This window comes from Pseudomonas sp. TR47 (assembly GCF_044143025.1).
Taxonomy (GTDB): Bacteria; Pseudomonadota; Gammaproteobacteria; order Pseudomonadales; family Pseudomonadaceae; genus Aquipseudomonas; species Aquipseudomonas putida_E.
Genome location: NZ_JBHFCS010000016.1, coordinates 78469 through 97571 on the forward strand (window position 1 = coordinate 78469; position 19103 = coordinate 97571).

Sequence of the window (19103 nt, forward strand, 5' to 3'; positions counted from 1 at the left end):
CCAAGGCCGCAAGCAACCGGTAACACAGCGTAAAAGGCTCTGAGTGCGCGCATGGAACATTTCCCAGGGGACAGGTGATCAGCCATCAGACTGCTCTTCAGGTGGTACCTGATCATCAGGCCAATCAGGCGCCTCATCGTCCGGGCCAGGCTTGGGAGCTGGCTCCCCCGGGTTCTGAGGGACTTCATCGACATACGGGTCGGGTTGGTTGGAAGCTGCCATGTCGTGGCTCCTGTGCGGTGGGGTTGCCTCTGGTTAGGCAGCGATACCCCAGGCCTGTTCCATTTGATTGCCGGCAGATCCAGGGCCAACGACGCGCAGGCCACCGGTTGTCACTTTTAGCGATCATTTCCGGTGTCCGTTCAGTCAATCGTAAAAATCCCAGGCATTCGGTGACTGAATGGACGCAATCAATAGCAATAGCAATGATCTGTCGACGCGCAGCCATGTGGTTCGACAGTTGATATTGGTGTTTTCCGGGCTGCTGATGCTGGTGCTGATCGTAGGGTTGGTGTCCCTCTATCGAATCGCGGGGTCACTGGATCATCGCGAAAGGGCGCAAAGCCGTTTTCATGCTGAATCTGCAATGAACCAGCTACAAAAAAATGAGCGCAGCTATGTACTTACCCATGCGATCTGGCAATCGGCATTTGATCACCTGGGTCGCGAAGCCGATGTGCAGTGGGCTTTTGATGAGGACAACGTGGGCCCCACGCTGTATACCGCAGATGGTTATACGGGCGTGTTCGTATTAGATGGCAATGGCACCTCTTATGCCATGGTCAATGGCCAATTGAGCGGTGAAGGCTTCGCTCGCTACAGCCTTCAGGCAGACAGGATCATCAACCAGGCGCGGCAGGTTGCTGCCAAGCAACAAGCCGCCTCAGGTTACTTCCGGTTCGGTGAGCAACCAGCGATTTTCGCCGCTGCGGTCATTCAGCCGCCTTCTATGCCGCATCATCTACCCGCTCCCAGCGCAGTTATGGTGTTTGTCAGGGTGCTCGATGCCAGCGTGCTCGAACCTTTGGGCCGTGCTGCTGGTCTGTCTGGCCTCGCCGTCACCGATCTGAACACCGGTGACGAGGCGAGGGGAGCCCTGCCACTGGAAGGCAGCGCTCATATTCTGACGTGGAACATCGTACGGCCGGGCAGTGAGCTGATTTCTACGGTGGTGCCAGCGCTAGCGTTAGCAGTCGTGCTCATTGGCGTATTGGTGACGCTGTTCGCCCGTTATGCCATGCGCGCCAGCACGGGCATCGACCGCAGCCACCAGCAGCTTGCCGCCTCCAAAGCGGCGCTGGAAACCAGCGAGGAGCGGTTCAGGGCTGTGGCCGAAGCTTCATCCGACTGGATATGGGAGACCGATGCCGATTTGCATCTGATCTACCTGTCGGCTCGATTTGCCGAGCTAACCGGGCACCCGGCAGGCGCTTGGCTGCATCGACCGATTACCGAACTGCTCGATTGCGATACCGCGCACCTGGAACATTGGCTGCACGGCTTGGCCGCCAGCCACGCTACGGGCAGCTTGCGCTGCCAATACCATGACCACCTCGGGCAGCAGCGTATTTGTCGCATTGCGGCACGGGCAAGTATCGATCATGGCCACTGTAAAGGGTTTCGTGGAACCTGCAGCGATATCACCGACGAAGTCGCCGCTCATGCCCAGATCCAGCACCTGTCGCTGCACGACGCCCTTACAGGGCTGCCCAACCGCAACAAACTTTTCCGATTTCTGGAACAGGCTGCACAGGGCGCTTCGCCACAGGCCGTAGCGCTGATTTTGCTGGACCTTGATAACTTCAAGCCCATCAATGACAGCCTTGGCCACCCGACCGGCGACGCGGTGCTCATTGAGGTGGCGAGGCGCCTTGATGAAATAACGCGCGAAAGTGACCTGGTGGCCCGTCTTGGAGGGGACGAATTCATCATCGTGCTCTCACGTCCCGGACAGCGAACAGAAGTGGATGGCTTCTGTGCCCGAGTGGTGGAGTCACTGCAACGACCTATTCTGGCGGAGGGCCATTGCGTTCAGGTCGGTGTCAGCCTCGGCGTAGCTCTTTCAGCTGACTATCCTGGCACTGCAAGTGACTTGATCCGATATGCAGACATCGCGCTATACGGCGCAAAGTCTGCTGGCAAGCATACCTGGCGCTACTTTTCTGCGCAGATGAACGAAGCGCTGCTGGAGAAACGCATGCTCGAACGGGAGCTGCGCGAAGGCATCGGCCGTGACGAGCTCGTGCTGCATTTCCAGCCGCGCTACAAGGTCGACGGTACGACGGTTGCCTCGGCGGAAGCGCTGGTGCGTTGGCAGCATCCGCGCAAGGGCTTGCTGCGCCCGGATCGATTCATTGCCTTGGCCGAGGAATCCGATCTGATCGTGCAGTTGGGTAACTGGGTCCTCCACGAAGCATGTGCCAAGGCCAAGACGTGGCCAATGGAGATCATGGTCTCGGTCAACATGTCGCCGGCCCAGTTCAGCCGCAGTGACGTAGTGCGTGATGTTGCCGAGGCGTTGCGACATACAGGGTTACCTGCCCATCGCCTGGAATTGGAGATCACCGAAAATGTGATGCTCAATGACGTCGAAGGTGCCCTGCAGACCATGAACGCGTTAAAGGAACTGGGGGTTCGCTTGAACATGGATGACTTTGGTACCGGTTATTCTTCCTTGGGCTACCTGCGAACTTATCCGTTCGACAGCATCAAGATAGACAAACGTTTCGTTCAATCTTTGGGCAAGAGCGCAAGTGACCGCAGTGTGGTTCAGGCGATCATCAACCTGGGCAATGCGATGGGCATGACGGTCACCGCCGAGGGCGTTGAGACCGCTGAGCAACTGGCGCTGCTCAGTGATGACCGGTGCCATGAAGTGCAAGGTTTCTTGCTCAGCAGACCGGTCGACCACGAAGTGCTGGTGCGGCTCATGGTTGCAAGTCAATCAAATGCTTAGATACCCACTCCTTCTTCACCCGTAACCTCGGAGAATTGAAGCGATGGCCAAGTACCTTTATTTGATCAGCTATATCCTCGACAACCAGCCTGGCACTTGCGAGTGTCGCAGCGACGAAGAAGACCTGAGCAGGGAGGCCGCCCGTGAGTACCTGCAGGGGCTTCATCGCAACGAAGCGTCTTCGTTCTCTGATGTGCAGGTACAGCGCCTGGAGCATGACCATGAGCCCGGCACGTCGCCGGGCCATTACCAACAGCCTTGAACCGAACCAGCTTCCCGCAGCAGGCCCAGGCATCAGCGCGTGCACCAGCACGCCTGCTGGAGTATCTGCTGCGGCCCGGTCAGTCCTGAGGGATTATCGAAATCTTGCCGTTGCGTTCGACGATGGCAAATTTGATCTTGGCTACAGTTTATATACCCTGGCTGTCGCGAGCAGACTCAAGTATGTCGTCTTCTGTCAGCCGCGCTTTGCGCATGCGGTGATGAAGAAAGCGTCCTTGTTCGACCACCAGCGTAGCGTGCCCGTCTAGCAGTCGCGCCAGCCGTTTGGAATTGAGCTTGGCCAGCGACAAGCCGACATCTAGCGCGATCAAGGTGGCGATGACCAGCATGGCGTTGGTGAAGGAGAAGTCATCGCCCAGTAAAGCCTGCTGAGTCGCTTCGCCAATTATCAGCAGCAACACGAAGTCAAATGTGGTCAAGTCCGCCAGTGAACGCCGGCCCGCCACGCGAAACAGCAACATCAGAGCGAGGTACATGCCTGCCGCGCGAAGAATGGAGTCCATGGTCGCTCCTACGGATAAAGGAAGGTAGAGAAATGCACCGCGCTTTGCGGGCCGGCGCTGACGATCCCTTCAAGGGGGCCGACGTGTTCGCTGCGCAAGGTGAGCTAGAGCGTGGCCACTCCATCCTTGCTGGTGCCCAACTGCAGCAGCAGCGACTCGCCGTGCGAGAGCGACTTCTGCGGTTGTGGTTGCAGCATTTCGATACTCGCTTCGCGCAGCAAGTCGCCCCCGAGCAGTATCATCACCGGCTGCCCGGCAATCCCGTGAACAGTGATGCGCACGTTTTCAGATGTACCGCTGCGGCTGAGCCGCTGATACGCCACTGCCACTCGCCCATCTGTACTCACGAGTTGGGCATCACTGAGCGGGCCATTGCCGAACAGCCCCGCAAGCGCCATCAGCACGATCAACACCAGCGCATACCAGCCGACCCGTTCGAAGCGCCACACGCGTTGCTGCATAGGCATGTCTTCCTCGACGGGATGACGCCTGGAAACGCGCTCATCGTCGTTCATGGTGGTGCCCTCACGCGCGCTCACCGCGAAGCCAGCGCTGGTGATAATGCGCCAGACGCGTCAACCCGTAGAGCGCCCCCTCACGCATGACATCGGCGCGCTCACCAAAAAACCGTTGGCTGCGGGTGAACACCGCCAATGGCTCACCCGCAAATGCCCAGGCGAAACAAAGGGTGCCAGGCGCGATACCGTCATGAGGTTCCGGCCCGCTGATGCCGGTGGTGGCGATAGCAACGGTCGCGTCGCTGTGCCCGAGCGCGCCCAAGGCCATTTCCCGAGCGACCGCTTCGCTGGTCAATCCGTAGCGCTCGATGGTTTTCGGGCTCACGCCGAGCAGGCGCTGCTTGGCACTGGGTGAGTAGACTACATAGCCGCTTTCCAGCACCTCTCCGGTCCCCGGTAACGTGGCCAGCAGGGCGATCATCGTGCCAGCCGTACAGGATTCGGCGGTAGTCAGCAGCAATTTGTGCGACTTGAGGTATTCAAGCGTTTCGGACAGGGGAGCGGTAGCCATTGCGCAGCTCTCGTTGCTGTTTTTCGGTGGACGTGCTGGATGCGATGTTGGTTCATTGCCGATGGCCTCCGCTTATCCCGACCGCTCAACATCGTCTGAACTTTGCCACACGCGATGGCTTCTTTTGAGTAAGGGCTGTGATGTACGCGAAGACGGTGCGGCCTGTTCCCCAAGCAGAGGAGAGGCGATCATGACTGAGCCTGTGACATATTTCTGGATTGCTGTGGCGGCGATCATCCTGCTGGTTGATCTATGGGCGATCGTCAGCGTGTTTCGTAGCGACAAGCCCGATGTGACGAAGGCAATGTGGGCGTTGCTGCTGCTGGCGCTGCCAATTATCGGCCTGGCTATCTGGGGTGTACTTGGGCCGCGGGGCATCAAGCGCGGTACGGGGCCATCCTCACCTGAACACAGCAAGGGATAGCACCAAGCATTCCAAACTCATCCAGGTACTTCGATTTTTCACGTAACGAAGTGCACTCGCATTTCACTACCCGCTGGGTAGAAACTGCCGAGCGCTTAGAGCTACTCAAGACGGCCATCGTAAGATGCAGGCAGTTCAGTGGAAGAATGGCTTGAGCGGATGGTAATTTGCGCACAAAAGAAAGCCCGCTGCTAGGCGGGCAAGGTCTATCACACATAGGGGTAGCTTTAGGTTCGCTCGAGCCCCGTGAAATTTAAGTGAAAGAAAAGTCCCCGCAATGTGATGCCCGATAAACAACGGCTCGGTTTACAGGGCAGCTGAAGATGAGGCGACCAAATCACTGAAAACCTCATCCGGCACGCCAAACACCACTGTCACGCTGCTCTTCTTACAGTCACCTGCAGGCAAAGGCCTTTGCCCCGAAGGGTTTTGATCTCGACCGGCGCGTCCAATGTCTTCAGCAGCTTTCTCAGATAGCAAATCTGTACGTCGATGATCTTGGTACCAGGATCGAACTGGTACCCCCAGATTTCTCTGTAAATCGTCGGTCTGCTCACGACATGCCCTTGGTTGCGCAAGAGCAATGTCAAAATCCGGCTGGGCGTAGCTTTGACGGGGAAGTGAAGCTGATTGAAGCTCACCACACGGCGGCTGACGTCCACCGTCAGCATCTTAGCTGGCGCCGTAAAGATTGGCAGACCATCGGCAAATCACGCTTCTTGCCCGAACAGCAGGGGAACATTACATGACGCACTCAGCCGCTGCATGTAACCGAGCACCTGTGCCGGAAATGCTATCTGTTGGACGATGGACAGCGATCGCAACACTGGCCAGAGGGTAATATCGTTGATTCCAAGTGTCGCTCTATCTGCTACCAATGGCGCCAGGGCATCAAGCAGGGGTTGCATTTCAGCGGCCAGTTTCGGCGTTTGCTCCCGTAGCACCTCCAAGTCACCGAAGGCTTGCTCTTCCCGCCGGCGGTAAGCTTCCCTCGCGGTTGGCGTGGCGATCTCCGCAAACTGCCCGTTTACGAACCGTGGAATAAAAAGTTTGAGCGCTGTCGGCCAAGCTTCCTTGACCCATGCGTCGAGTGCGCGATCTTGGGGTGCGACCAGGGCGGGTGGGCCGATGCCGTCCAGATACCGAACAATGTCCAGGCTCTCGCCGATGTGACTGCCATCCTCCTTCTGCAGGATCGGCACGGCTTTCTTGCCGATCAGGCGGGTAGGTGTCTGAGCATCACCCTCCATGATGACTTCAAGCCTTACCGGAAGACGCTTGAACCCAACGATCATGCGGGCGCGCGTACAGAAGGGGCAGTGTTCGTAGATATAAAGTTTCATCACGTCGATCCTCGCTCCTAGAGCCAATACCGAGGCGGGCACTCAGAACTGCACTGAGCGCGTCAGGCCGCCATCGACCAGAAGGTTGGTACCGGTTGTGAAACTTGCCGCGGGACTGGCCAGGAACACCACCGCTTTAGCGACCTCTTCCGGAGTAGCCATACGCCCCATCGGGTTTTCGGCCAGGCATTTGGCGAAGGTATCGGGTTGTTCTCGTTCGATATCTCCCCACACGCCTTCCGGGAAATACACATTGCCTGGAGAAACGGAGTTAACGCGGATGCCCTCATGGGCATGGCGCACCGAGAGGGTCTTGCCGTAGTGAAGCAAGGCTGCCTTCAGAACGCCATAGGGTTCTGCGAACATATCGACCTCGCGGCCCGAGACGCTCGAGATCAGTACGACCGCTGCCGCTTGTGATTGACGAAGAGCGGGCAGGGCGGCTTTGACCATCGTTGCACTGCCCAACAGGTCGGTGTCGAAGGCTCGCCGCCAGGTCACCAGGTCATCACCCCCAGCCAAAGCACTGACGTTGGGCACGACGATATCCAGCCCGCCCATATGCTGCGCTGCTTCATTGACCCAGGCCCGAACATGCTCGGGCTGGGTAACATCCACCGCAGTGCCCCAAGCGCGCTCGCTAAACTCGAGCTGCGCGCTCTGAACGCCTGTTTGCCCCCGAGCACAGAATGCCACTTGGGCGCCTTCCTCGAGAAACAACTTCACGATAGCTCGGCCAATGCCTCGGGAGGCGCCGCTGACCAGCACCCGCTTACCCAGCAAGCCTAAATCCATGTTCAATCTCCTTTAACGATTTTGGCGAAGCGGGGCCTGAACAGGCCCCGCCATGGCGATTACTTGCGCAGCTTGTATGCGATGATTTCGTCGCTGGTTCCGGTTTCCATGAAGGCATGCCCGGAAGCAGAGACAAGGACATACTGCTCACCGTCGACTTCATAGGAAATCGGGTTTGCCTGGGCACCCACCGTCAGCACGTCCTCCCACAGCACCTCACCGGTCGTAGTATCAATGGCACGGAACAGGTTATCGGTTGCCGCCCCGACGAACGTCAATCCACCCGCAGTCACCACAGTTCCGCCGTTGTTCGGCAAGCCGATGTTCAGCGGCAAATGCGATGGGATGCCGAATGGCCCGTTGCGGCGCGCGGTACCCAGCGGCTCGTCCCAAACGGTCTTGCCTGTGTCGAGGCTGATTGCGCGGATTCCACCATAGGGCGGTGCCGAGCATGGGACGCCGGTACCCCAGTTGCGCCAACCCGCATTCACGCTGATCGCGTATGGGGCGTTGACTTGCGGGTAGGTCGAAGCACCGCCTTCACCTTTGCCCGACTTGCTGCCTGCTTTGTTCAAGGCGGTTTCATCGGGCTTCGGCGCGTAGATGGGTTTGAGCCCCATCTTGTCGGCCTGCTCGCGCGGTATCAGCTGGTTCAGGTTAGGAATGTCGTTGTAGTTGGCAATCAGCAGTCGGCGTACCGGGTCAATGGCTACCGACCCCCAATCCGACCCCCCGTTGTAGCCGGGGTACTGAATCCAGGGACGATCCACTGACGGTGGGGTCAGGTAGCCCTCGTAGTTGGCCTGGCGGAACTGGATACGGCACATCAGTTGGTCAAGCGGCGAGAAGCCCCACATGTCCGCTTCTGTTTTCGGTGCCTTGCGCAGGGTGTGCCATTCGGAGGTAGGCTGGGTATCAGCCAAAAACGCCGGCTCCACCGATCCCCCTTTAGGCGCCTTGACCTCACCGATCGGAATCAGCGGCTCGCCGGTGGCACGATCCAGGATGTAGATGTCACCTTGCTTGGTCGGCAGCAACACTGCGGGTACCGGCTTACCGTCTTTGCCCGGGTAATCAAGCATCGTCGGCTGGCTGCCCAGATCGTAATCCCACACATCGTGCCGGATGGTCTGGAAGTGCCAGACGTCCTTGCCGGTCTTCACGTCCACGGCCACCAGCGAGGTCGAATATTTGTTCTCGGCCTCACTGCGGTTGGAGCCGTAATAATCGATCGAGGAGTTGCTGATCGGCAGATAGACATAACCGAGCTGCTCATCGCCCACCGCCGCCGTCCACATGTTCGGCGTGCCGCGGGTGTAAGTGCTGCCTTCGGCAGGGCCATGGACATTGTCCGGGTTACCCAGGTCCCACGCCCAAGCCATTTTGCCGGTGACCGCATCGTAGCCACGAATCACGCCCGATGGAGCATCCTCATCCTGACCATCACGGATCTGCGCGCCGGTGACCACAACACCGTTCACGATGGTCGGCGGCGCGGTCACCGCGTACCAGCCAGGAACCTTTTTGCCCAAACCTTCCCAGAGATCGACAGTGCCGTTCTGGCCAAAGTCCTTGCAGGGCTCACCGGTGCCGAGGTCGACTGCTACCAGCCGGGCATCCAGGGTGGCTTCAACCACTCGGCTGCGGCACTGCGCTGTTTCGGGTAGCTGCGGTGCGGTATACACCGCCACGCCCCGGCAGGCTGCCGCGTGAGGAATGGCCTGATCCGGTACGCCCGGATCGTGACGCCAATTCTCTTTGCCGGTTGCCGCATTGATCGAAATCAGGATGTTTTTGGCAGAGCACATCAGCAGATCGTTGCCGATCTTAACTGGCGTAGTTTCAGGAGAATAACGGCTCCCAGGATTCGGTAGATCCCGGGTGTGGTACACGAACGCACGCTCCAGGCGACCGACGTTCTCTGGAGTGATCTGCTTGAGGGGGCTGAAGCGCTGGGCGTTATGATCGCCCCCGTAGAATGGCCAGTCGCTTCCGACCTGGGGAATTTCCTGAGCCTTCGCGAACTGCATCTGGAGCGCGCAAGAAATCGCGAGGGCGAGGGCGCCCCCGTATTTGACGGATGTGAACATTACTAACCTCGTTACGCAGCAGTGCGGGTAGTGCGGCGTAGCGCCGGAGATACGATCAGGATCAAAAACAGGATGACGGTCATGGCCACCAGGCGTGGCACCAGGCCCCACCAGTTGAGGCCGACTTCCCAAAGCGCCCAGATCACCGTCAATACCCATATGAGAGCAAACAGGTAAAGGGCGCTGCGGCGTTGACGCCATATAAGGATGGCGCTCAGTACACAACCTGCACCTGTCAGGCCGTAATACCAGCTGCCACCTAGCGCGATCAGCCAGACCCCACCCCCGAACAGAGCCAGGCCAAATACTCCAAGGGTCAACGCCAGCAGAGCAATTGCCAGGCGCCATTTACTGCCGGTACGTAAGTCAGGCTGCGCCTGGAGCTTGCTGGGGGACACGCTACTACGTTGATTCATGACGCTACTGCTTCCTTCATTTACAAGTAATTCAAGCCATGGCCTGTCGACCAGGCGTGGCTATCCCGATCGGGCGACGGGTACAGAACATCGACAAGACGGCGCCAACAACCAACAGCGCGCCTACCACTACGAAAGCCAGGGCAAAGCTCCCCGAACCCGCCACCACGTAGCCGGTCACGATCGGAGCCAGCAGGCCAAAAAGATTGCCGACGGCAGTGATGAAGCCCGCGGCGGTGCCAACATCGTCTTCCGAGCGCACCAGATCGTTCACCAGTGAGAGGTTCAACGAGATCGCCGATGCGCACGTCGCCAATGACAGCGTGATCACAAAAAGAATGGCCCAGGTGCTGTCGATTGCCGGTGCCAGGAAGATCACCGAGGATGCGAGCAACACGCTGGCCACTACCAGGCGGCGTTGGCCCGTCTCGGCAGCGCCGGGGCGCATGGCCTTGTCACTCAGGCGGCCAATGACGATGGCAAGGATGGCCGCGCCCAGGTATGGGATGGCGGTATAAAGGCCACTCGACATAACCGTCAGGCCTTTCTCGGCCTGCAGGTAGCTCGGCAGCCAGGTGAGAAAGAAGTAGGTCGCGTAGACGGCACAGCCGTGCGAGAGCGCGATTGCCCACATGCTGCTCGAACGGGCTAAGCCCTTGAGGCCCAGCGATACCGATTTTTCCGGACCATCAGCGGATCGCGTGCCACCCTCGGCGATTTCAGCGCGCTCGACATCGTCCAACCAAGGCGCTTTTGACGGGTGGCTGTACCATTTCAACCAAGCCGCCAACCAGATGAAGCCCAATGCACCGGCAACGACGAAGGCGATGCGCCATCCGAAGGCACTGATCAACCAGCCAAAACCGATGGCGCCGATGGCAGGGCCGACCAGGCTACCGCTATGGAATACAGCGGTGGCCAAACCACGTTCATTGAGCGGCATCCATTCACGAATGACCCGGGCGCCAGCGGGGTAGGTAGTCGCTTCGCCCATACCCATGATGAGCCGGCAACTGAGCAACGAGATGAAACCCGTCGACAATGCCGTGCAGGCTGTGGCCACCGACCAGACGCCGATGCCGTAGCCATTGACCTTTTTCGGGCCGAACCTGCCTACGAGATACCCCATGGGAATGAGTGCAAGAAAGTACAGCCAGACGAAGGACGAGAACAGATAGCCCATCGCGACCGGCGAGATATCGAATTCTTCCTTGAGAACTTTGGACGCCACCGAGAGCGAAACGCGGTCGACATAGTTGATCAATGTCAAAGTGAAGAGAAACGCGTAGATCCATACGCGTTTTTTCTTAAGAAAATGGTTGTCTTTTTGCATCGCCATCACCTTGTAGTTATTGGGACGATCCAGGGAAGAAAAGAGTGGTTTCCAGCTCGAAGGGCCACTCACTTCACTCGGGCAGCGTCTATCGCGAAGTGAGCGGGGGTCGCACTACACGAGCGTGCCGTCAGGCCAGCCAACGCTGAATGTTTGCAACCATGACGTCTTTGGAGATGCCGTAGCGGTCATGCAGCGTCGGCAACGCCCCGGCATCTAGGAACTGATCTGGCAGCGCCACATGGCGAACTTCCGGTTGCACCCGGGCTTGCAGCAAGGTCATGGCGATGGCTTCACCCAGGCCGCCAATCTGCGTGTGGTTTTCCGCAATCACCACCAACCTGCCTTCACGACGGCATTGTTCAATGATGGCCTGGACATCGAGTGGCTTGATTGTCGGCACGTGCAGGACAGCTGTGCCGATCTTGCTCTTGACCAGTTCATCAGCGACTTCAAGGGCACGCATGGTCATAAGGCCCGAGGAAATGATCAGCACATCATTGCCGTCTCGTAGCAAGCGGGCTTTGCCGAGCTCAAATTTGTAGTCGTATTCGTCGAGGATCAGCGGTACGCGCCCGCGGGGGAGGCGCATGTAGACAGGGCCATCGTGCTCGGCTATTGCGGCAACGCACTGTTCAGTTTCCAGCGCATCACATGGGTCAATAACCATCATCTGAGGAATGGCTCGCATCATCGCCAGGTCTTCCGTGGCCTGGTGACTTGGGCCATAACCAGTCGTGAGCCCCGGCAGGGCCGCGCAGATCTTCACGTTCAGATTTTCTTCTGCGATCACCTGGTGGATGAAGTCATAGGCGCGACGGGTGGCAAACACCGCATAAGTGGTGGCGAAGGGTACAAAGCCCTCCTTGGCCATACCGCCCGCAGCAGCCATGAGCAACTGTTCAGCCATACCCATCTGCAGGAAGCGCTCCGCGTAGCGCTGTGCAAAGATATGCATGTCAGTGTATTTGGCAAGATCTGCTGTCATGCCCACGACGCGTGGATTCTTCTGGCCTGCCTTCACCAAAGCATGGCCGAACGGGGCAGGGGTAGTACGCTGCCCTTCAGTGGCGATGGAGGCGATCATGGACGAGGTGGTGAGTTTCGGTTTTGCAGCGCAAGCGTTGGTCATTGTGGGCTCCGGGTCGCGTAGATCTCGTCGAGGTTGGCAAGTGCTTGCTGCCACTCTTCGGGCTCGACCCGGATGAAGTGGTTCTTGTCACGCTGCTCCAGGAAGGGCACGCCCTTACCCATCAGGGTGTCGAAGAGAATCACCCGAGGTTTATCACCGGGTACCGCCCGTGCGATATCGAAGGCAGAGATCACGGCCCGCAAGTCATTACCGTCGACACGTTGCACGTGCCAACCGAACGCCGCCCATTTGTCGATAAGCGGCTCGAACTGGAGGATGTCGTGGGACGGGCCGTCCGCTTGCTGGCGGTTGATGTCCACCAGGTTGATGAGGTTGCCCAGCTTGTGATGCGAGGCCGACATGGCCGCCTCCCATACCGCACCCTCATCCAGTTCGCCATCGGACATCGAGTTGTAGACGAACGCAGCGTTGCCCTTTAAGCGCAGGCCCAGCGCCTGGCCGACGGCAATGGCCAACCCCTGGCCGAGGGAGCCGCCAGAAATTTCCATGCCGGGTGTGTAGGTGGCCATGCCGGACATCGGCAAGCGGCTGTCGTCGCAGCCATAGGTTTCCAGCTCATCTTCCGGCAGAACCCCGGCTTCCAGCAGGGCGGCATACAGCGCGATCGCGTAGTGCCCATGGGAAAGCAGGAAACGGTCACGACCTTCCCATTCAGGTTGGTCCGCGCGGATGTTCATGGCGTGGCAGTAGGCAACAGCCAGTACGTCGGCCCAGCCCAGCGCCTGGCCAACATAGCCTTGGCCCTGTACTTCACCCATGCGCAGGGCGAAACGTCGGATTCGCCAGGCATGGGTCGACATCCGGGCAAAGTGCTCATTGCGACTCTCGGTCATATTATTCTCCATTGGTGACCAGCGATCCGGGGCTACTGACGCAGCGAATTCATCAGTAACCAGCCGAATTGAGTTACCCCGAGATGATCATGTAAAAATACAGGCTCGACAAAAGGTTTAAATTCGCCAGTCAATGAATTGGATTCATCAATGAAGATCTTTAAAAAGGTACCTCTCTCAGCCCTGAGGGTTTTCGAAGCGGCGGGGCGTACCTGCTCTTTCGTGGAGGCAGCGAAAGAGCTGGATCTCTCCTCAAGCGCAGTCAGCCATGCAATACGCAAACTGGAAGTTGCAGCAGGGGTATCGCTGTTCACCCGCAGTACGCGTCACACGGCGCTGACGTCTGAGGGCTCCATGCTGCTGGATCATGTTCAACGGGGTTTCGAGGAGATGAGCCGTGGGTTGGCGATTGCGACCAATGAGCCCGCAGTGCCGCTGCGCCTTCACGTTGCCCCGACGTTCGCCAGTCAGTGGTTGGTGCCTCGCCTGGCGGGCTTCCTGCACGGTCATCCCGGCATCGACCTGCGCATCTCCGCCAGTACTGACTACGCGCGGTTCGACAACGATGATTTCGACCTGGACATCGTTTACGGCGAGCCCAGGCCTTCGTCACACGAAAAGACCCCACTGCGGATCGAAGAGCTGACGCCGCTGTGCAGCCCTGAGGTTGCCAGGCATCTTCGTTCACCGCAGGACTTGTATTCGCTGTTCCTGATCCAGAGCGACGGGCAGTCAGTGCAATGGAAAGGCTGGTTCGCGGCCAACGGCATGCAGCCACCGAAAAGCTACGGCTTGGCGTTCGATCGAAGCTCCATGAGTATTTCAGCGGCGGCTGGCGGCCTGGGGGTGGTGCTCGAATCTGACTTGTTAGCTGAGCAGGAGCTGGCCAGCGGTCAGCTGGTCAGCCCGCTTCGTCATGTCAGCAACAGCGTCCGCTACGTTGGCCACTATCTCGTGCACCCTCGGCGGCATCGACAACCGCATGCAGTGACTCAGTTCAAGCAATGGCTGTTCAAGGAGTTGGCTGTGCAGTGAAGAGGAGGGGCAGGCGAAGTCTTCTTCATCGATATGAAACCTGCGCAGGCTGAAGTAGTGCTGGGCAGCAGGCGGTTCAGAGCTGCATCTGTAGCAGGCAACCAGCATCTGGCGCGCTGGCCAATGCCTCCAACTGCAGCGAGTGCCGGGCACTGGTGATGTAGAGCGTTTTTCCGTCAGTACCACCTATGCACAGATCTGTAGGAGTGGGCACCGTTAACCCAACCATGCGATCCAGGTTACCGTCTGCATCGAAGTGGGCAAGGCTCCAGCCATCCAGCTGGGTTGTCCAGACCCCGCCCGCACTGTCTACCGCTAACCCGCCAAGCCGGCCCCCACCTCGGGGAAGGGAGGCCAACCTGCGCACGTTGATACTCCCGGTATTGAGCATCAAGATATTCCCCGACCCAGGCGCCAAGGCATACACAGCACGCCCTGAAGCGTCCCAACTGAATGCACTGACCTGCTCCGCAACGGTCCAACCATGGCGCAACTCGCCCTCAGCGCTCAGTTCGCCAATCAGGCAGCCATTGCCCGTTTTGGCGCAGGCCCAGAGTGCACCGCAAGGGTGGCTAGCCAACGCTAGCAGGCGACTGCCCAACAGGTCTTGTCGAGGATGTTCCTGGCCATTCCAATCAATCAATGACCAGCCACCGACTTGTGCCACCAGCAAACCATCTGGGTGCAGCTCCATGCCGCGTATCGGAAGGTCCAGGCGGGCCACCAGGCGGCTGGTGTGCCCGTCCCAGCAGTGGATCGCCGGAGCGAGGGTGTCGGCCCAGTACAAACGTTTCTGTCCGGCATGCCAGCGCGGGAAGGCACCATGGAAAGCCCAGGGCGCGGCCACCACGCCAAGCTCGGTGGCGGCTTGCGGCGCCTGATCGGGCCGCAGCTGTTCGCCCACCCTGCGCGCCGCTTCAGCCAGTTCCGGGCCGAGAAGGCTCAAACGCTCCAATGTCAGGCGGTAGGCGGGGCCGGCTACGCTCAGTGCGCCACGCACATGGCCTTGCTTGTCAATGATCGGAGCGGCAACACAGCGCACGCCCAAGCGGATTTCTTCATCGTCGAGCGCATAGCCGCGGGTTTGGGTGATCTGCAACTCGGCCAACAGTCGTCGACGGTCGGTTATGGTCAAAGGCGTCAGCGGAGTCAGCACCAAGCCTTTAAGAATTTCGTCGCGCGCCGCAGGGGGCAGCGCCGAAAGGATCGCCTTGCCTTGCCCCGTGCAATAGATGGGCTTGCCCTGGCCGAGGCTGGCCGCTGAGCGCTGGGTGTGGGCGCCGTCGCACCGCTCCAGAGAGAGGACTTGATTGCCATCGAGCACGGCTAGGTAGGACGTTTCGCCGGTCAAGTCGCGCAGGGCGCGAAGTTCTTCACTGGCTGAGGAAACCAGGTCAGGTTCCAGATAAGCGTTGCGCACCATTTCCAGGTACTTGAAGCCCAGCCGGTACACCTTTCGGGTCGGATCGCGGCGGATCATGCCGCGATCAATGAGTGTGGCAATGATGCGGTACAGCGTCGTGCGGGGTAGAGGTACCTGTTCGCCCAGCTGGGCTTGGCTGATACCGCTGGCGCTGGCGCCAATGGCCTGCAATACATCCAGCGCCTTCTCCAAGGCGGCTGTTCCTTCACCTGTCTTCATCGTTTTCCCACCATCTGGAACTCAGGGGTACAGGAGCTCATTCTGGCTCTTTTTCGGTCCATTTTCTCTAATAAGATCGATGCCAGCAGGGTCTAGCACGAATATGTTTCCCACATTATGGGACTTTGCCTTGACCCCCCATCGGATGAACCCGCGAGGAGAAACTACAACAATGTCCGTCATCCACAATTACGCCGACGCTCATGAGAGCGTTTCGGGTAAACAGGTCGAAGTCAGCGACGATGTACTGGCCAAGTTAGCCACGTGCAGCAGCGGCTCGCTGACCACTCAATTGTTCAAGCGTGGATTCCGCCAGCCAGCGCTTGTCGGCCTGCGCAGCATGACCCGTGACGTCAAGCCGTTCGCGGGGCGTGCCTTCACCATGCGCTTCATTCCCGCGCGTGAAGACATCGACACCTATTCGACCATGACCACCAAGCCCAACGACGACAATTTACAGTGGGTCGGCGTTGAGCAGATCAAGCCGGGCGACGTGCTGGTGATCGACAGCCGCAACGACCCGGCAGCCGCTTCGGCTGGCAACATCCTGGTTACTCGTTTGCTCGCCCGCGGCGCCAAAGCCATCGTTACCGACGGCGCGCTGCGCGACGGCAGCGAGATCGCGGCGATGAGCCTGCCGGCCTACGCCCGTGAAATCACCGCTACTACCCGTATCTCCTACCACCACGTGGCCGACCTGCAGGTGCCGATCGGCTGCGCCGGGGTGGCTGTCTACCCAGGTGACATCATCGTAGGTGACGCCGATGGCCTGACTATCGTGCCTGCCCACTTGGCGCAAGAGTTGGCCGAAGTCTGCTGCGTGCAGGACGATATCGAAAACTATTTGGCTATGCGCATCGCTTCGGGCGAAGCCCTATGGGGCGTTTACCCACCGAGCCCGGCATCGGTTTGCGACTACCACGCCTGGGTTGCTGCCGGTCGTCCGCCGATCCCATCGATCATCGACAAGAAGGAGGGCTGAACCATGGCCGAGCACAAGCATGCGCAACTGATCCGCCGCTATTTCGACGCCTGTAATGAAGGCGACTACGAGAAGCTGGTGTCGTGCTTTACCCCAGATGCAGTGCATTACTTCCCGGCTGGCCTGCCCGAGGTGCCATGGCGCACCGCCGACACCATTGCTCGCAAGTGGGTTTGGTGCGTGGAAAACCTGGGGTCGCAGTGGACTATCGAGAAGATCCTGGTCAGCCACGACAGCAACGAAGCAGTCATCGAGTGGACGCATTGGAAAAACAAACTCGGCACCGCGCTGCGCGGGGACGAGTGGTATGTGTTCGATGAGCAGAGCGGGTTGATCAAGGAAATTCGCGCCTACTACGCATCACCTGCTGACCAAGAGGTGTCCATCAACGAACTGGTTGATTTCGACTACGTGGGCCGGGGGTATCACCTGGAGCCAAAAGGGCGTTAGCGCCTTTGGCTGATTAGCGGGTAAGACCGCCTCTACTGAGACGAGCTTGCCCGGGAGCGCCACCTCGTACTGATCAAGGAGTTAAGATGAGCACCTCGCACAACCACGATTTCGCTGCTATCGATGCAGTCGTTGCCAAATCGGCTGCCGCTGCCGATTTCTGGGCCGACTCCAGCGCCGCAATGCGCGCCACTTTGCTGCGCGGCCTGGCCAGCGCCCTCGAACAGCAGCAAGCCGAACTGGTCGCCATCGCCGACCGCGAAAGCGGTTTGGGCGAAGGGCGCCTGAATGGCGAAGTGGCACGGACCGCCTTCCAGCTACGCGGCTTTGCCAGTGAAGTGGAGGCCGGCGTGCCGTACCGCCTGGTCGATGACATGGCCATCACGGGCGCGCCACCTGCAGGCCGCCCACGGTTGACCCGCATCCAGCGCCCGCTTGGCCCGGTGGCCATGTTCTCGGCCAGCAACTTTCCGTTCGCCTTTTCGGTACTGGGCGGTGACACCGCCTCTGCACTGGCTGCGGGTTGCCCGGTCGTAATCAAACCACACTCAGGCCACCCGGAGCTTTCCCGTGCGGTGTACTCTCTGGCTGCAGGCGTGGTGCGAGCCCAGGGCCTGCCGGATGGCCTGCTAACCCTGGCCGAAGCCCCCAATCGCGCCGCTGGCACTTATCTGGTGCAGCACCCGTGCATTGCCGCTGTGGCGTTCACCGGTTCTTACCAGGGCGGAAAGGCCTTGTGGCAGGCAGCCAACGATCGTGCTCGTCCGATACCATTCTTTGGCGAGCTGGGCTCGATCAACCCGTTGGTCGCCTTGCCCGGGGCACTGGAAAAGGATAGTGAAAACCTGGCCAAGACGTTGGCTGCGTCGATCACCCTCGGCTGCGGCCAGTTCTGCACCAGCCCTGGGGTGGTCGTGCTGCTGGATTCACCGCACAGCCAGCGCTTCGTCGCTCAACTGGGCGAGGCAATTGCGCCGATCGCAACGCACCGCATGCTGACCCGGGGCATGCAGCAGGGCTTCGAGACTGCCGCTGCCGTGGTAGCCGCCAATGCCACTCCTGTGTTTGCCCCGCAGGCCGACGGAGCTGGCCCGGCCCCGCGTTTGTTCGCCACCGATGCCGCATCTTTCATCGCCAACGCTCACCTGCGTGAAGAGATGTTCGGCCCCGCCGCGTTGATCGTCACCGCGCAGTCAGTTGCTCAGGTGGCTGAAGTGCTAGACGCGGTGGGCGGCACCCTGACCACTACGCTGTGGGGGCTGGAGGCTGACAGCGAGGACAACCGCTTGTTGCTGCGCGCGGCCCAACGGGTCTCGGGGCGGGTGCTGTTCAGCGGCGTGCCGACCGGCGTTGCCGTGTGTCATGCCCAGCAGCATGGTGGACCATGGCCGGCATCCACTGCGCCGCAGACCACCTCGGTCGGCTACGCCGCCATCGAACGCTTCCTTCGCCCGGTGGCTTTGCAGGATGTTCCGACCTGGGTGTTGGGCTGAGGAGGGCAGTGTGATGATGAGACATATCGTCATGTTCCGACGCCTGCCCGGCGTCGAGCCACAGCCTGAATTGGAAGCAGGGCTGGTAGCGAAGATGCGCGACCTCAGGGAGAGAATCGACTTCATCCGCGATTGGAGAGTCGCTGCAAACGAACTGGATCGGCCAATTTGCTGGGACTACATCCTCGAGTCCAGCTTCGACGACGCCGATGCAGTGGCACGTTACCTGCCACACCCTGCACACCAGGCTCTGGTCGCCGACCTCAAGCAATACTTCGAATGGGTGGCAGTGGATTACAGCGTCTAGACCCCTGATCAGTGCCTGACCTGCTGGCTGCGGGCAG

19 protein-coding genes and 2 pseudogenes are annotated in these 19103 nt (G+C 59.6%); 8 read left to right on the plus strand and 13 right to left on the minus strand.

The window, feature by feature from the left end; all coding sequences use genetic code 11:
* Window positions 1-78: 78 nt before the first annotated feature.
* Window positions 79-222, minus strand: a complete 144-nt coding sequence (locus ACEWE8_RS17325; protein ID WP_158621126.1) for a hypothetical protein — start codon at window positions 220-222, stop codon at window positions 79-81.
* 178 nt (window positions 223-400) lie between these two features.
* Here ACEWE8_RS17325 and ACEWE8_RS17330 point away from each other — a divergent pair, with 178 nt between their 5' ends.
* Both ACEWE8_RS17330 and ACEWE8_RS17335 read left to right on the plus strand, forming a co-directional pair.
* Complete coding sequence (locus ACEWE8_RS17330) at window positions 401-2956, plus strand: EAL domain-containing protein (protein ID WP_046786313.1); 2556 nt, start codon at window positions 401-403, stop codon at window positions 2954-2956.
* A 43-nt stretch (window positions 2957-2999) separates the two neighbouring features.
* Complete coding sequence (locus ACEWE8_RS17335; RefSeq protein ID WP_046786312.1) at window positions 3000-3218, plus strand: hypothetical protein; 219 nt, start codon at window positions 3000-3002, stop codon at window positions 3216-3218.
* Window positions 3219-3297: 79 nt separating this feature from the next.
* Here the strand turns inward: ACEWE8_RS17335 and ACEWE8_RS17340 are convergent.
* From ACEWE8_RS17340 to ACEWE8_RS17350, 3 genes and pseudogenes are all read right to left on the minus strand, one after another.
* Window positions 3298-3741 (minus strand): annotated as a pseudogene (locus tag ACEWE8_RS17340) (DUF421 domain-containing protein).
* Between the two features lie 8 nt (window positions 3742-3749).
* Window positions 3750-4256: pseudogene (locus tag ACEWE8_RS17345) on the minus strand (hypothetical protein).
* Window positions 4257-4266: 10 nt separating this feature from the next.
* A complete protein-coding gene (locus ACEWE8_RS17350; protein ID WP_046786311.1) occupies window positions 4267-4770 on the minus strand; it encodes a CinA family protein in 504 nt (167 codons plus the stop codon).
* A gap of 190 nt (window positions 4771-4960) precedes the next feature.
* On the opposite strand from ACEWE8_RS17350, the gene ACEWE8_RS17355 reads away from it, so the two are divergent.
* Window positions 4961-5194 carry a PLDc N-terminal domain-containing protein gene (locus ACEWE8_RS17355; RefSeq protein WP_046786310.1) on the plus strand — a complete coding sequence of 78 codons (234 nt, stop codon included), beginning with the start codon at window positions 4961-4963 and terminating at the stop codon, window positions 5192-5194.
* 374 nt (window positions 5195-5568) lie between these two features.
* On the opposite strand, the gene ACEWE8_RS17360 is transcribed toward ACEWE8_RS17355, so the two are convergent.
* The 8 genes from ACEWE8_RS17360 to ACEWE8_RS17395 are packed head-to-tail and all read right to left on the minus strand — an operon-like array spanning window position 5569 to window position 13157.
* A complete protein-coding gene (locus ACEWE8_RS17360) occupies window positions 5569-5865 on the minus strand; it encodes a winged helix-turn-helix domain-containing protein (RefSeq protein WP_052750434.1) in 297 nt (98 codons plus the stop codon).
* Between the two features lie 39 nt (window positions 5866-5904).
* A complete protein-coding gene (grxB, locus tag ACEWE8_RS17365) occupies window positions 5905-6537 on the minus strand; it encodes a glutaredoxin 2 (RefSeq protein WP_046786309.1) in 633 nt (210 codons plus the stop codon).
* 42 nt (window positions 6538-6579) lie between these two features.
* Entirely contained in the window at window positions 6580-7332 is a 753-nt protein-coding gene (locus ACEWE8_RS17370; RefSeq protein ID WP_046786308.1) for an SDR family NAD(P)-dependent oxidoreductase, read from the minus strand.
* A gap of 59 nt (window positions 7333-7391) precedes the next feature.
* Window positions 7392-9422 carry a pyrroloquinoline quinone-dependent dehydrogenase gene (locus tag ACEWE8_RS17375; RefSeq protein ID WP_046786307.1) on the minus strand — a complete coding sequence of 677 codons (2031 nt, stop codon included), beginning with the start codon at window positions 9420-9422 and terminating at the stop codon, window positions 7392-7394.
* Window positions 9423-9433: 11 nt separating this feature from the next.
* Window positions 9434-9838 (minus strand): glucose dehydrogenase, encoded by a 405-nt coding sequence (locus ACEWE8_RS17380; protein WP_052750433.1) that lies wholly within the window; start codon window positions 9836-9838, stop codon window positions 9434-9436.
* Window positions 9839-9869: 31 nt separating this feature from the next.
* Window positions 9870-11243, minus strand: a complete 1374-nt coding sequence (locus ACEWE8_RS17385) for an MFS transporter (protein WP_223255113.1) — start codon at window positions 11241-11243, stop codon at window positions 9870-9872.
* Between the two features lie 58 nt (window positions 11244-11301).
* Window positions 11302-12303, minus strand: coding sequence for a transketolase family protein (locus ACEWE8_RS17390; RefSeq protein WP_046786305.1), 1002 nt, complete (start codon window positions 12301-12303; stop codon window positions 11302-11304).
* Entirely contained in the window at window positions 12300-13157 is an 858-nt protein-coding gene (locus ACEWE8_RS17395; protein WP_046786304.1) for a transketolase, read from the minus strand. The genes ACEWE8_RS17390 and ACEWE8_RS17395 overlap by 4 nt, the downstream gene beginning before the upstream one ends.
* Before the next feature lie 138 nt (window positions 13158-13295).
* Between ACEWE8_RS17395 and ACEWE8_RS17400 the strand changes: the two genes are divergently transcribed.
* A complete protein-coding gene (locus ACEWE8_RS17400; RefSeq protein ID WP_223255112.1) occupies window positions 13296-14192 on the plus strand; it encodes a LysR substrate-binding domain-containing protein in 897 nt (298 codons plus the stop codon).
* Between the two features lie 76 nt (window positions 14193-14268).
* On the opposite strand, the gene ACEWE8_RS17405 is transcribed toward ACEWE8_RS17400, so the two are convergent.
* The gene (locus tag ACEWE8_RS17405) at window positions 14269-15834 is read right to left on the minus strand and encodes an IclR family transcriptional regulator C-terminal domain-containing protein (RefSeq protein ID WP_046786303.1); all 1566 of its coding nucleotides are present in this window, start codon (window positions 15832-15834) and stop codon (window positions 14269-14271) included.
* 172 nt (window positions 15835-16006) lie between these two features.
* Here ACEWE8_RS17405 and ACEWE8_RS17410 point away from each other — a divergent pair, with 172 nt between their 5' ends.
* The 4 genes from ACEWE8_RS17410 to ACEWE8_RS17425 all read left to right on the plus strand — a co-directional run bounded on the left by ACEWE8_RS17410 (window position 16007) and on the right by ACEWE8_RS17425 (window position 19066).
* Window positions 16007-16816, plus strand: a complete 810-nt coding sequence (locus ACEWE8_RS17410) for a dimethylmenaquinone methyltransferase (RefSeq protein WP_046786302.1) — start codon at window positions 16007-16009, stop codon at window positions 16814-16816.
* Window positions 16817-16819: 3 nt separating this feature from the next.
* Window positions 16820-17266, plus strand: a complete 447-nt coding sequence (locus tag ACEWE8_RS17415; RefSeq protein WP_046786301.1) for a nuclear transport factor 2 family protein — start codon at window positions 16820-16822, stop codon at window positions 17264-17266.
* 86 nt (window positions 17267-17352) lie between these two features.
* Window positions 17353-18759, plus strand: a complete 1407-nt coding sequence (locus ACEWE8_RS17420; protein ID WP_046786300.1) for an aldehyde dehydrogenase (NADP(+)) — start codon at window positions 17353-17355, stop codon at window positions 18757-18759.
* 13 nt (window positions 18760-18772) lie between these two features.
* Window positions 18773-19066: a Dabb family protein gene (locus ACEWE8_RS17425; protein ID WP_046786299.1), complete on the plus strand. Its 294-nt coding sequence runs from the start codon at window positions 18773-18775 to the stop codon at window positions 19064-19066.
* Window positions 19067-19103: the final 37 nt, after the last annotated feature.